Genomic DNA, 14,001 nt, shown 5'->3' with positions numbered 1-14,001 from the left:
CACCGCCCGATTTCAGAGCAGTGGACCGGCCTGTCGTTTCAATTAATTTTTGGCGGTAAACTTATCCATGTTAGCCGGCGTGACCAACTGGAATGGAATCCAGACCTTGGCGTCCACCTTCTCGCCCTTGGCGAGTTTCACGGCAGCGGCCACTGCACCGGAGCCTTGGCCAAAGGCATCCTGGAAGACTGTCACGTCCAGATCGCCTGCCTTCATGTAGGCCAGTGCCTCTTGCGTGGCATCGATACCGGCTACCACGACGTCCTTCATGTTCCAGCCGGCGGACTTCATGGCATTGATGGCGCCGATGGCCATATTGTCGTTGTTGGCAATGACGGCAGCAGGCTTATGGCCAGCAGCTATCCAGTTCGTCATCAGATCCTGCGCCTTAACAGGGTCCCATACGGCTGTCTGCTCATCAAGGATCTTTATGCCCTTGCAATCCGGCGTCGCGAGGACGTCGTGAATGTCCTTGGTCCGTTGAACGGCAGCCTGGTTAGCAAGATCCCCTACCATGACAAGAACGTCGCCCTTGCCGCCGAGGATGCGACACACTTCCTTAGTCTGCAGAGTGCCCGACTGCACCTCATCGGAGGCCACAAACGCGCCCTTCGAACCCAGCTTATCGACGTCTGCCGGCATACGGTTCACATAGACGATCGGAATGCCCGCATCATTGGCCAGCTTCGTCATTGGCGCCGTTGCGGTGGTGTCTACCGCGTTGACGATGATTGCATCGACCTTCGAAGCTATGAAGTTCTGGATCTGAGAAAGCTGCTTCTGAACATCATCGTCAGCAATTTCGATCTGAACCGGCTGCTTAGCATCGGCGGCAGATTTCTCGATACCCTTGCGCAGAATGGTCAGGAACGTATCGGAGTTTGCCATGGAAACGCCGATGTTGCCCGCGTAAGCGCTAGACGCCATCAAAAGACCGAACACGGCGCCCGCCAAGATTTTCTTCATATCTTCCTCCTCCCAAAAAGGGTGCCCGGCGAACACCCTGAATTAGCCGGTCGCCTCCTCCCGAAGGCAATCACGAAGCCAGTCCCGTTACTCCCGCGGTACTGGCCTATAGGTCAAATTTTGCCACGTACTAGTTCAATGCTGTTACGGATCAGTGTTTGCGGGTCACTACTCGCATGCACCGATGCCGCAAAAGGCTCGAACGAGAACGGTCCCGTGTATCCAGCCGCGAGAAGCGACTTGATCTGCCCGACATTGTCCAACCGGTCGTGCTCCGTCACCATCACGCGATGTGGATCGCGCATGTCGTCGATGCCGACCTTGCCATCATCGACGCCGGAGATGTGGACAAGGCCAGTCATAGCGGCAAAGAGGTCTGGTTCGCCGGCCAGCACGTGGTGGAAGGTGTCATGCACCAGTTTGAAGCGATCTGTACCGTTGATGGCCTGGATCGCTTCCACAGCTTCCTTTTTCGAGCGCAAAGAGCAAATCTGGAACCCAAGTGGTTCAACAAGGCCAATAATTCCGGCTTGGTCGAGGATGGGCTTTAGATTTGTGAGCGCCGTGCGAAGATTGCTCTGACGTTCACCGTCGAGTTTGCCGGAACCGTCATTGACAGGCACGAGTACGAGAGCCTTCGCGCCGCAGGCGGCAGCGTAACCAGCCAAGCTGCGAGCTTCTTCCTCGCGCTCCGGGGTCCATTCGTTGAAACGCTGAAGCGCATTGATCGATATGATCTCGGCGCCCTCGGCGGCTGCCAGGTCGCGCACCGTTTCCGGCTTAGTACCATCAAGGATGGCATTTCCGGATAAATCGTTACGAATTTCGAATTGGTTGATGCCAAGCGTCTTGCCCAGCTTGAAAAAAGCGCCAAGCGGCAACTGTGGCGCAACCATGTGGTTGAGCGCAAAAATAGGCGCGGTCATGAAGTTCTCCCGAATGTGTCTTGCGGACCGGCTTTTCCTCCTCCGGCTCGCTGAGCTCAAAGTCATCAGGTTTCATGACGTTCGTCAAAGCTGAATTGCACGAATTCTATTGCATTCATGATAGAATTTATACGCGTAATGATGTAATTCCATCTTTTCTCAGATATTTTCTGGTACGTGCATTTCCAAAGGAAGGAAGGTCTGACCTGGTGCAGTGGCAGGGCCGTTGTCAACCGCTTCCACCATCAGCCGGACCAATTCCCGGCATAAGTTGGCAAGGGGTGTCGCAATGGCCAACGTCACGATCTCGTCTGCCAAGGCCGATCGCGAGACGGGTGTTAGTTCATTGACCACGATAATATGCTTACCCCCGAGTTTTTCTTCGCGGATAGCCGATATTGCGCCTTCCATGCCGCCGCCGGCCACGTAAAATCCAACGAGATCGGGGTGCCGTAAAAGCAGATCGAGCGTGGCTTCATGGGTGATCTGCACGGTCTCTAGGTTGACGAGCGTGTCCAGCACCTCAAAATCGGGTGCATGTTCTCGAAAATAGGACCGAAAGCCAATTTCGCGCAGTTCATGGCCATGGAAGCGATGGCTTCCTACGAATACAGCAATTTTACCAGGTTGTTTTGCTGTCTTTGCAATCATCCAAGCTGCCGTGCGCCCGGCTTTGCGGTTATTAAGGCCAACATAGCCCTCGCGGATACCGGGAGCAAAATCAGACAGCAACGAGAAGACCGGCACCCCCTTGCATTTCAGTTCCTCCGCAACGACAGACAAAGCTGGGTAGTCTGGTGCTGTCATGGCAACAGCCTGATTTCGTCCGCCGATCTCCCGTAATTTTTCGGAAAGCGCCGATGGCGTCTGTGCAGTGCAGAAGTCTATCTGTGCATTGCCTCGGATGCCCGGATGGCTTTGGACGGCGTTTTCGATTTCCCGCGCAAAGGCCTGATAGAAATAATGGTCCGGCTTCTGCAGGACAAAACCCAGCTTGTACTGCGGCAGTCCGTCGAAAACCCTCTGCCTGAGGAGACCCACAGCATGGAAGCCGATTTCGTTTGCGGCGTCATAGACCCGTCTCGCCGTGTCTTCTCGCACTTTGTGCCGGCCGTTCAAGACACGGTCAACGGTAGCGACACTGACGTTGGCGGCCTTAGCAAGGTCGGAAATCGTGGGGCGCGCGGCCATGAGTCTACCTTCTGATAGCATTCGGTCACAAATCGGCGGCAGTATGATGTGAAATGATAGAATATATCAAGGCCCTATTGAGCAAATTGAAATCCGCGATATTCCTTCTCGTATTCGTCAAGAAGATTAGTCCGGTCTGATCCGGACAGGCAGGAGGTATCGTGGCGAGGGTAGCGAGCAAGAGAGATTATAGTCTGTTGGGACGAGACGCGCAGGCCGCCGTGGCCAGCGGGTTGTCGGCGGCGCAGTGGTATCACACTGATGTTCCCCGAAAGCAGATGAAGGACCTGATGAAGCGAGAAGATGGTCCGGCCATTCGCGATACGGCAATTTGGCTAGGGGCTATGATCGTATTTGGGGGGCTTGGCATCTATTTCTGGGGCAGCCTATGGGCGATTCCCTTCTTTCTCGCCTATGGCGTTCTTTATGGATCGGCTTCCGATAGCCGTTGGCATGAATGCAGCCACGGCACGGCCTTTAAGACCATGTGGATGAACACGGTCGTCTACCAGATCGCCTGCTTCATGATCATGCGCAATCCGGTGACCTGGCGGTGGAGCCATACACGCCATCACACAGATACGGTAATCGTCGGCCGCGATCCGGAAATTGCCGTGATGCGCCCGCCGGATCTTCTGCGTCTCGTCTTGAACTTCTTCGGCCTGCTTGATGCATGGCACGCCATGATTGACATGGTACGCAATGCCTTCGGCATTATCAGCGCGGAAGAGAAAACCTTTATTCCCGAGACGGAGCAGCCCAAGGCGATCCGCGCTGCCCGAATCTGGTTTGCGATTTATCTCGCAACGATTGCGCTGGCCGTTTATCTCGGCTCCATCCTGCCGCTGATGCTGGTCGGCCTGCCGCGCCTTTATGGTGCCTGGCATCATGTCATGACCGGCCTGCTGCAACACGGTGGCCTGGCGGACAACGTGATCGATCACCGGCTGAACAGCCGCACTGTGTATATGAACCCGATTAGTCGTTTCATCTACTGGAACATGAACTATCACGTCGAGCACCATATGTTCCCGATGGTACCCTATCACGCGCTGCCGAAGCTGCATGCGATGATCAAGAACGATCTGCCAGCACCCAATCCGTCGATCCTCAACGGTTACCGCGAGATGATCCCCGCCTTCCTGCGACAGCTGCGAAATGAGGATTACTTCCTCAAGCGTCAACTGCCGCCAACGGCGAAGCCTTACCGAGAAGACTTCCACAGCGAAGCCATGGCGCCGGCTGCCGAATAGCGCCGTAGCCATACATAATTCTAAATTGGGGAGGAGAGCCCGATGAGTACCTGGATCGACGTCTGCAACAGGGAAGAAATCGACGAAGAGGATGTTATCCGCTTCGATCATGACGGCAAGAGTTTTGCGATCTATCGCAGCCCGGAGGATAGCTTTCATGCTACCGACGGCCATTGCACCCACGAGCACGTGCATCTGGCGGACGGTCTTGTCATGGACGACATTATCGAATGTCCAAAGCACAACGGTCGCTTCAACTACAAGACGGGAGAAGCCAAGGGCGCTCCAGTCTGCGTGAACCTCAGGACCTATCCCGTGAAGGTCGAGGGCGGACGCGTCTTCATCCAGGTCGCGTAAGATGGTCACATCCGGCATGGTCATCGTCGGGGCAGGCGAGGCGGGTGTGCGCGCCGCGTTTGCGCTGCGCGAGCAGGGATACCAGGGGCCTGTCACTCTCTTAGGGGATGAACCTCATTTGCCCTATGAGCGGCCGCCATTGTCAAAGGCGGGAGAGGAAGCGGAAACGGTCAGGGCAATCGTTGCAGAAGCGCGGTTTCCCGAGGCGGAAATTGTTTTTCGCCGAGGATGCAAAGTGGCCGCTATTGATCGGGCAGAGCATTCGATTGTTTTAGAAGACGATGGAGTGCTCCGCTACGAACGATTGCTTTTGGCAACTGGCGCAGCGCCTCGTCACATTCTCGGCCTCCGCTACGGTGAACGTATCCACACCCTCAGGACCGTCGAGCAAGCCGCGGCCATCCGCCGGGTCATGCGAGATGGGCAGCACCTCATCATTCTCGGTGGTGGGTTCATAGGGCTGGAGCTGGCAGCGATGGGCCGCAGGCTCGGAGCCGCAGTGACTCTGGTCGAGATGCAGCCGCGTGTGTTGATGCGTGGTGTTCCTGAACGGTTAGCGCTTGCGCTTCAGGCGCGACATGAGGCCGAAGGTGTCAACATCATCTGTGGCCAAGGCGTGGCGACAATCACCGAAGATCAGACATCCGTGACAGTCACACTCGCTGACGGACGGCGTATCGATGGTGACGCACTTGTCATAGGCATCGGCGCCGAACCCAATACGGCAATTGCTGCCGAGGCGGGACTTGCCATCGAAAATGGCATCGTCGTGGATGATCATTTGACCACGAGCGATCCCGGTATTTTTGCGGCGGGTGACTGCTGCTCCTATCCGGTTGCGGTCTACGGTGGTCGCCGTGCCAGGCTCGAGTCCTGGCGAAATGCCCAGGAGCAGGGGAATGTTGCTGCCGCCAACATGCTCGGTAAGGTCGAAGTCTTCGACTCCGTTCCATGGTTCTGGTCTGACCAATATGATTTGACCCTGCAGGTGGCCGGCCTCGCAGATGGCAGCGTGTCTACAGTAGCGCGTCATCTTTCTAATGAAGCAGAGCTTCTGTTTCATCTCGATGCGGACGGGCGGCTGCTTTCGGCGAGCGGCCTTGGGCCAGGTGGCGCGGTGGCACGTGACATTCGTCTCGCCGAAATGCTGATTGCGCGTCGTGCGCATCCGGACCCGGCGATGCTCGCCGACCCTTCCGTCAAGCTGAAGTCTCTTTTGTAAGCGCAATGCGCCAGAGGATATCCCATGAAATCTAACCGTCCCACCGTCGCCGATATTCTGGCGCTCAAGGGTAAACGGCAACTCAGCATGTTGCGTGTCGTTACGCTTGAGGAAGCGCAAGCAGCCGAAAAAGCAGGCATAGAGATGGTATCGGTGCCACCGGCACTGCTTGGCCCCGCGTTTCGCGAGGTGGCTCCGAGTGTCTTTGCAGTCCCGGGGCTTGAATATGGCGATTACGTTTCGGCAGAGGAGTACCTGCGCGCTGCTTTTCAGGCGATGCGGGCGGGTGGTGACGCCGTCTATTGCGCAGCAAGTTTAAGCATTATCCGCAGGCTGCGTGATGAAGGTATTCCGGTCTGCAGTCATGTCGGTCTCATTCCCTCCAAGGCCACCTGGACAGGCGGTTTCAAGGCGGTCGGCAAAACGGCAGAGAGCGCGCTAGGGATCTGGAACGCGGTAAAGGCTCTGGAAGAGGCGGGTGCCTTTGCTGCGGAGATTGAGGTCGTACCCGCTGAAATCGCGTCCCTCATCAGCGCGAAGACGTCGCTCTTCATGATTTCGATGGGAGCGGGCTCTGGCTGTGACGGCCAATATCTTTTCGCCGACGACGTTCTCGGCCAGACCCGCGGGCATGTGCCACGCCATGCCAAAACATATCGGAACTTTGCAGTCGAGTTCGACCGACTGCAAGAGGAGCGGATCGCCGCCTTCCGCGAGTTCCGCGAGGATGTCGGAAGCGGTGCCTATCCGGAAGATCGGCACAATGTCGGTGTGCCCGCCGACGAGCTTGCCCGCTTCCGCACCATGATCAACGGCTGACCCAGCCACAGGAGACAAGACCATGACAGTGAATTTCGCCCTTCTCGGAGCGGGCCGGATCGGCCGCGTCCATGCCAAGGCTGTGAGCACCAACCCGGATGCACGACTCGTCGCGGTGGCAGATGCCTTCCCGGAATCGGCCCAGTCGATCGCCGTCCAATATGGCACTGAGGTTCGTACGATCGACGAGATCGAAGTGGCATCCGACATCCACGCCGTCATCATCTGCACGCCAACAGATACCCACGCCGACCTCATCGAGCGCTTTGCCCGCGCGGGCAAGGCGATCTTCTGCGAGAAGCCGGTGGACCTGGACGCCGCCCGGGTAAAGGCCTGCATTGATGTCGTCAAACAAACTCAGGCCAAGCTGATGGTCGGTTTCAACCGTCGCTTCGATCCGCATTTCATGGCGGTGAAGCAGGCAATCGACGATGGCCGCATCGGCAAGGTCGAGATGATCACCATCACTTCGCGCGACCCTGGCCCGCCGCCCCTCGACTACATCAGCCGTTCCGGCGGTATCTTCCGCGACATGACCATTCACGACTTCGACATGGCCCGGTTCCTTCTGGCTGGTGAGAAGATTGTCTCCGTCTCTGCCCATGCCGCTGTTCTTGTCGATCCTGCTATTGGAGCTGCCGGGGACTATGACAGTGTCACGGTTATTCTGGAAACGGTCGGCGGATGCCAAGCCGTGATCTCCAACTCCCGCCGAGCCACTTATGGCTACGACCAGCGCATCGAAGTGCATGGCTCGAACGGATCTGCCTCTGCCGAGAACCAGCGCCCAATCTCGATTGAGGTGGCTACCGCCGATGGCTATACCCGCCCGCCGCTGCACGACTTTTTCATGACCCGCTATACTCAGGCCTATGCCAACGAAATTGCCGGCTTCATCGCGGCAATCGAAAACGGCGCTAGGATCTCCCCTAATGGAGAAGACGGGTTGCTCGCGTTGGAACTGGCCGATGCCGCACTGGAAAGCGCGCGCACTGGACGGCGTGTGATCTTAGCGAAGTAAGCGCTGAGACATTCCTGATTGAGAGTGTTTGGCTCGCGACCCCAGTTTGCATGGGGCCGCGGGCTTGTATTTTTTAGGCGGTTATCCAGCGCTGGAACCGCATTACGATCGCCACCGCGGCAACAGCTTTTCGAGCAGCGCTTTGCCGGCCTGTAACGCGACCTGTAAGGCTCCATTAACCATATTTGGATAGGAACGCAGTCCATCCTGTCGGTTTATGGCGGGTGCCTTCACGTTGGCGTACCAGATGAAACCACTGTTCCCAGTAATTTGTCGCGGCCTATGTCTGCTTACGGCACTTGTTCCCGTCGTATCGCCCACCAATGGTCTCGCCCAATCGGCCTGGACAGGCACTGCGGACAATGAATTCAGCAATACATCTAACTGGACGCCGTCGGCGCCTACCGCTGGCGATGCCGCAAGTGTCGATACAGGTTCTCCCCAGGTCACAAACGATGTCACGGTTCGCGAGCTGAATGTTGGCGGTGGCAACGTCACCGTTACCAACACAGGCATCCTGACCACCAAAGAGCGAACCACCATCAGTTCGGGTAGCGTCAGCGTCAATGCGGGTGGCGTCGTAAATTCAAATGTCGATTTGAACGGTGGCAACCTTTCCATTGACGGTGACATCAATGGCCGCTTGAGGCTCGAAAGCGGCAATGTCACCGTGAACGGTACGCTCGACAGTGCGGTCGTTGGTACATCGACCGCGCTATCCAACAACGGCGCTGTTGACGAGGTCAATGTCAGCACGGGTGGGACATTCGTCAACAACAGCGGCGCATCGGCTGGCGCGGTTACCAATGCCGGCGCGGCATCGAATGCGGGCACCATGGGGAGCCTGAACAATACGGCCGGTAGCTTCACCAACAATTCCGGAGGAACGGTTACGGGAAAGACGACGATCTCCGGCGGTACCGTCACGAACAATTTTGTCATTACCGATGCGGACGTCGCCGCTGCTGCAGTATTCAGCAACAACAGTGGAGCGACCGCCGGTGTCGTTCGCAACTCCGGCACGGTCACCAATGCAGGGACAATTGCATCTCTTCAAAACGATGCAGGGACCGTCACGAATAATGTGGGTGGCACCGTGACGGGCACCACGACGGTGGGCGGAGGCAGCGTTGTCAACAATGCAACCTTGGCTGACGTCAATGTCACCGTGGGCGGGACATTCGTCAACAATAGCGGTGCATCGGCTGGCGCGGTAACCAATGCCGGCACGGCATCGAATGCGGGCGCGATAGGAAGCCTGAACAACACGGCCGGTAACTTCACCAACAATTCCGGTGGAACGGTTACGGGAAAGACAACAATCTCTGGAGGGACCGTTACGAACAATTTCGTCATTACCGATGCGGACGTCGCCGCTGCTGCAGTATTCAGCAACAACAGTGGAGCGACTGCCGGTGCAGTTCGCAACTCTGGCACGGTCACCAATGCAGGGACGATTGCATCGCTTCAGAACGATGCAGGGACAGTCACGAATAATTCGGGTGGCACCGTGACGGGTACCACGACGGTGGGCGGAGGCAGCGTTGTCAACAATGCAACTTTGGCTGACGTCAATGTCGGAGCTTCAGGTAACCTCGTCAATAACAGCAATGCAGTCGCTGGGACGGTGACAAATTCCGGGATTGCCTCAAACGACGGAACAATCGCAGCTCTTGTGAATAAGGGCGGCACATTTGCCAATACCGGCACCATCACCGGGACAGCAATTGTTTCCGGTGGCTCCCTGATCAATGAGGGCTCCATAGATGGCACCGTCAACGTCGATGACGGCGGGCTGTTGTCGGGGCCAGGAAGTGTCGAAGGACTATTCGTGAATGCTGGCGGCTTGTTATCGCCAGGCCCAGGGATCGCGACAACAGTCGTCAACGGGGCCCTGACGTTTCGCCCGGGCTCGATCTATCAAGTGGACATTGACACCACTGGCCGTTCGGACGCGGTGAACGTGACTGGCGCCGTCTCCATCGAGGGTGGCACGCTGGATATCAAAGCAGCATCCGGCAATTACGTGCCGACGACCAGCTATAAGATCCTTAGCGCGGGAAGTATCACGGGCGCTTTCGACAGCGTTTCAAGTGACTTTGCTTTTCTATCGCCGACGCTGAGTTATGGTGCCAACGCGATAGATATGCATCTCATGCGGAACGGCGTGCAATTTGCGGATATCGCCAGCACAACAAACGGGCGGGCAACTGCTGCTGCCGTTGAAGTGTTGGGATCTGGAAATCCGGTTTATGACACAGTGCTGTCACTGGATTCCACCACGGCAAACGGGGCGTTTTCACAGCTGAGCGGTGAGGTTCATGCCTCGCTTAAAAGTGCGCTTTTATGGGAAAGCCGCTTTGGACGTGAAGCGGTTCTCGATGAAGCGGCCTGGCGGCTGGATCGGCATTCGGATGAGGTGAAAGTCTGGAGCTCCGGGTTTGCGGCATCCAACCGTTGGTCAGGGAATGGAAATGCGGCTGCTATCGATACTCGCGCCGCAGGTGTTGTCTCTGGGATTGATGTGCCGATTTACGATGAATGGCGCCTTGGCGGTCTGGTGGGATATAGTCATGATGCCTTCGCGCAGGCGAACACGGATTCTTACCATGCCGGCCTTTACGCCATGGGCACTGTCGGCCCGATAAACCTCACCGGCGGTGCCATATACTCTCATAATGTGTCATCGACCCTTCGTAACATTTCCTTTGGGACGTTGACCGGCCATCTCACCGCCGAATATGGCAGCGCCACCAAGCAGGTTTTCGCCGATTTCTCCTGGCCGAGTACAACCGGGCCTATTGAGCTTCAGCCCTTCGTCACCATCGCCTATGTCGGCCTCGATACCGACAAGTTTCGGGAACGCACCGGTGATGCCTCTCTGTCGGCTGCGGTCAACAGCGATGCTATCGCCACGTCCACGATGGGCCTTCGCTGGTCGATGGATTGGGCTCAAAACGAAATACCTATGGCCATCTCAGGCATGCTGGGGTGGCGACATATCGCAGGTGACCTGACGCCGTATTCCCGCATGACATTTGCTGGCGGTTCATCGTTTGTCACACAAGGTGTAACAATGCCTCAGGATTCCCTGTTGGCAAAACTGAGTGTTTCCGCAAAACTTTCGAAGTCGGCGCGCCTGACGCTGAGCTATTCCGGCGAGTTTGGTAAAGGTCTGAAGTCCAGCGCTGCGCAGGTGAACGTGACGTCGAGTTTCTAGACGAATGGCCGCGTCTCGTGACTGTTTCGACATCTCGCTGGAACGGGGTGCCATATCATCGAAAGCCACAATCCAATGATCTCGACACTTTGCCGCTGGAAGACAAGCCCGCTGCGGGTTGAGTAAAGTTCGTCCTTAATTGAAGGTTTGGCTATTGCCTGGCTGCCGTGACGCCGGAAGAACGACATTGTTGAGCAGCTACCGTTTGGTTCTGCCCCAATCAGGTTTCGCTTCGGGAGGGAGTGGGGGGCGTGGGCGCGCTGCCAGCTCCCGAGAGTCGGTCTCTTGCATGCCGGCCATGCAGAGCAGACGGACCACCGTCTCTTCAATAAGTGAGGAGCCGATTTCATCCTTTGTCATCGCCAAAGAGGCGCCAACGATGGCAAAGCAAGTCATGCGCCACGTGAGTTCCGGATCGGAAGTTGAAAAGCGTCCGGCAGCAGCTGCATTTCGCAAATCGCGAATGGCAAACGGTCCCATACGCTGAAACGTAGCATTGGCGATAACTTCCGAGCGATGCAACAGTTGGCGCCAGCGCAGGTCCCCTGTCGCGGTTTCAAGCACCGTACGTATCCCGAACGCATAGACCTGTGCGGGGTCGGAAAATGTATTCGTTACATTCTCTATCCTCATCGCAAGCTGCTCCATGATCAGCTCAAGCACGGCAATCGCAAGCTCATCCTTGGATTTAAAATAGTTGTAGATCGTGCCGGAGGCGACATCCGCGCGCTCTGCAATTTCCAGCATGGTCGCGGCATCGATACCTTTTTCGGATATCACCTCATGACCGGCTTTAAGCAGGGCGTCCCGGTTTCGTCGCTGGCGCCGGGCAACCCGACCTTCGGTTTTGGCACTGTTCACTCAGATCTCCACACTTGCAATTTCAAACTACAATAAATGACGGTCATTCAAAAATGAAAATCCATCACCGATGAACGTGTTGAGTTTCCTAATTGAATTCCGTTTCGCTCCTATAAGCAGCAAGAGGACGAAAAGATGGGACGTTATAAGAACTTGAAATGTAACAATAAAATTGGTTTCCGATCGCAATTTTGATCAAAAGTAAGGCTGATTGTCATTCGATATTGAAAATCGTTCATTTCTGACGTACTGTCATTTTGCGATGGAGAGGCTTGGGAGAGAGGCTTACGATCGACGAAACGACACCTGAGCAAGGTCTCGAATCAACGGCGAACTCAACGACAATAAGTAACGTGCTGACGTCTGCTGCGCATTCCTCAGAGTGCGTCATGCTGTGGCCTGTGTGTGTCGGTGACCCGGTCGCCGACACTGGGCGGAGCTCTGTCCTTAGAAATCGTCGAGCCTTCATCGCGGCGCACAAAGGAGAGGATCATAATGTTTCAAAGCAATTTAGGCTCGCATGCGGCGGGTGAATTTGATGCTGATGTGGCCATTGTCGGTGGCGGCCCCGTGGGCACCTTTCTCGCTATCATTCTTGGCAGGACGGGCAAGAAAGTGACGTTGATCGAGCGGTGGAGTAAGGCCTACGGCCGCCCGCGTGCCGTCACCTATGACCACGAGATCGCCCGGATCTTCGCCAGCCTTGGCATAGACTCGGAAAACGATGAGGCGATCAACTATCATGATGAGCTGTATTACTGGAAGGACGCCAACCGCGAAGACATCCAGATCATAGACTGGCAGAGCAAGTCGGCGTCGGGCTGGCGTGTGCGGTACTGGTTCAATCAGCCGGAGCTCGAGGCCAGGCTGACCAGGATCGCCGGAGAATATAGCTCTGTTACCCGCCTCGCCGGCTACGAAGCCGTTAATCTGCAGCAGGATGCCGACTCCGCGACGCTGACGATCAAGCGCAATCCGCTCGAGGATGCGCAGCAGTCTGGAACGCAAACCATTCGGGCGCGCTATGTCGTGGGTGCTGACGGAGCCAACAGCATGGTGCGAGAGGCACTGGGAATCGAAAACGAGGACCGTGGCTATTTCTTCGATTGGCTGATCCTCGATATGTTGCCCAAATTCGATTACGTTGCATCTCGCAAGGGCGAGCCTGCGCAGTGGCAGCTTTGCGATCCCACCCGCCCGACAACCATCGTGCCCGGAGGCCCAGGCCCAATTGCCGGCGGTCCAAGTCGGCGGCGGTGGGAATATATGGTGCTTCCAGGCGAAAACCCTGAAGAGCTTGCCAAGCCGGAAAATGCGTGGAAGCTGCTCGAGCCTTGGGGCCTGACGCCGGAGAATGCCGAACTGGAACGCAGCACGGTCTATCGTTTTCAGGCGCGTTGGGCGAAAGTCTGGAACAAAGGCCGCTGTGCAATTGCGGGTGATGCCGCGCATCTGATGCCGCCATTTGCCGGTGAGGGGATGTGTGCCGGTCTGCGAGACGCGCTTGCACTCGGCTGGCGTCTCAATGCCATCCTCGAAGGCCGGGTTGAGCCAGACGTTCTGGACAGCTATTCTTCCGAGCGCATCGAACATGCCAAGTATTACATCGACTTTAGCCAGCAACTTGGCAGCATCATTTGTATCGCTGATCCGGCACAAGCCGCAGAACGCGACCGGTTGATGAAAGAGGATCTTATTGCGCGCAACGGCAAGCCTGTTCCGACTGATGTGTGTCAGTTGGGACCCGGCATCTGGTGTCGTGATACTGCCAATGCAGGTGAGCTTTCCGTTCAGGGGATTGTCGAAGCGGATGGCAAACGTGATCGCTTCGATCAGGCCGTGGGCGTTGGCTGGATGGTAATCGGCCTTGATGCTGATCCTGGCCATGCGCTATCGGTTGGTCAGCGGCAGAAGCTTGATTTCCTCGGTGGCCGGACCGTCCGGATCGGCTCAAAGGGAACAGCGTGCGAAGTGGTCGATTCTGAGGGCACTTATGCCCGCTGGATGGAAAATATCCGTGCAAACTATGTCATTTTGCGGCCCGACTTCTACGTTGCCGCAACGGCCGTTTCACCTGCCGATCTGCGCCGTTGTTTCGACGAGGTCATTTTAAATCTTCACCTCGTGGAGGATGCCGCACGCGCGGCAGCCTGACCCTTCCAAAC

Annotated in this window: 11 protein-coding genes; 7 read left to right on the top strand and 4 right to left on the bottom strand. The window is 56.6% G+C overall.

Features of this window, described 5'->3' with window-relative positions; all coding sequences use genetic code 11:
* Window positions 1–42 precede the first annotated feature (42 nt).
* The 3 genes from BJF91_RS11025 to BJF91_RS11015 form a co-directional block, all read right to left on the bottom strand.
* Window positions 43–966: a substrate-binding domain-containing protein gene (locus BJF91_RS11025; protein WP_075614494.1), complete on the bottom strand. Its 924-nt coding sequence runs from the start codon at window positions 964–966 to the stop codon at window positions 43–45.
* A 113-nt stretch (window positions 967–1,079) separates the two neighbouring features.
* Window positions 1,080–1,892, bottom strand: coding sequence for a TIM barrel protein (locus BJF91_RS11020; protein WP_075614493.1), 813 nt, complete (start codon window positions 1,890–1,892; stop codon window positions 1,080–1,082).
* A 159-nt stretch (window positions 1,893–2,051) separates the two neighbouring features.
* Window positions 2,052–3,083: a LacI family DNA-binding transcriptional regulator gene (locus BJF91_RS11015; protein WP_075614492.1), complete on the bottom strand. Its 1,032-nt coding sequence runs from the start codon at window positions 3,081–3,083 to the stop codon at window positions 2,052–2,054.
* A 161-nt stretch (window positions 3,084–3,244) separates the two neighbouring features.
* Between BJF91_RS11015 and BJF91_RS11010 the strand changes: the two genes are divergently transcribed.
* From BJF91_RS11010 to BJF91_RS10985, 6 genes are all read left to right on the top strand, one after another.
* Entirely contained in the window at window positions 3,245–4,336 is a 1,092-nt protein-coding gene (locus BJF91_RS11010; RefSeq protein ID WP_075614491.1) for a fatty acid desaturase family protein, read from the top strand.
* Window positions 4,337–4,378: 42 nt separating this feature from the next.
* Complete coding sequence (locus BJF91_RS11005) at window positions 4,379–4,693, top strand: MocE family 2Fe-2S type ferredoxin (protein ID WP_075614490.1); 315 nt, start codon at window positions 4,379–4,381, stop codon at window positions 4,691–4,693.
* 16 nt (window positions 4,694–4,709) lie between these two features.
* Window positions 4,710–5,915, top strand: coding sequence for an NAD(P)/FAD-dependent oxidoreductase (locus BJF91_RS11000; RefSeq protein ID WP_083943275.1), 1,206 nt, complete (start codon window positions 4,710–4,712; stop codon window positions 5,913–5,915).
* Window positions 5,916–5,939: 24 nt separating this feature from the next.
* Complete coding sequence (locus tag BJF91_RS10995) at window positions 5,940–6,734, top strand: 3-methyl-2-oxobutanoate hydroxymethyltransferase (protein ID WP_075614488.1); 795 nt, start codon at window positions 5,940–5,942, stop codon at window positions 6,732–6,734.
* A 22-nt stretch (window positions 6,735–6,756) separates the two neighbouring features.
* Complete coding sequence (gene iolG / locus BJF91_RS10990; protein ID WP_075614487.1) at window positions 6,757–7,755, top strand: inositol 2-dehydrogenase; 999 nt, start codon at window positions 6,757–6,759, stop codon at window positions 7,753–7,755.
* Window positions 7,756–8,002: 247 nt separating this feature from the next.
* Complete coding sequence (locus BJF91_RS10985; protein ID WP_075614606.1) at window positions 8,003–10,975, top strand: autotransporter outer membrane beta-barrel domain-containing protein; 2,973 nt, start codon at window positions 8,003–8,005, stop codon at window positions 10,973–10,975.
* Between the two features lie 198 nt (window positions 10,976–11,173).
* On the opposite strand, the gene BJF91_RS10980 is transcribed toward BJF91_RS10985, so the two are convergent.
* Entirely contained in the window at window positions 11,174–11,836 is a 663-nt protein-coding gene (locus tag BJF91_RS10980) for a TetR/AcrR family transcriptional regulator (RefSeq protein WP_075614486.1), read from the bottom strand.
* A 495-nt stretch (window positions 11,837–12,331) separates the two neighbouring features.
* On the opposite strand from BJF91_RS10980, the gene mhpA reads away from it, so the two are divergent.
* On the top strand, window positions 12,332–13,990 hold the full coding sequence (mhpA, locus tag BJF91_RS10975; protein ID WP_075614485.1) for a bifunctional 3-(3-hydroxy-phenyl)propionate/3-hydroxycinnamic acid hydroxylase MhpA: 1,659 nt from the start codon (window positions 12,332–12,334) through the stop codon (window positions 13,988–13,990).
* Window positions 13,991–14,001 lie beyond the last annotated feature (11 nt).

It is taken from the genome of Gillisella taibaishanensis (genome assembly GCF_001938985.1).
GTDB lineage: Bacteria > Pseudomonadota > Alphaproteobacteria > Rhizobiales > Rhizobiaceae > Allorhizobium > Allorhizobium taibaishanense.
This window is presented reverse-complemented; position numbering and strand designations above follow the sequence as displayed.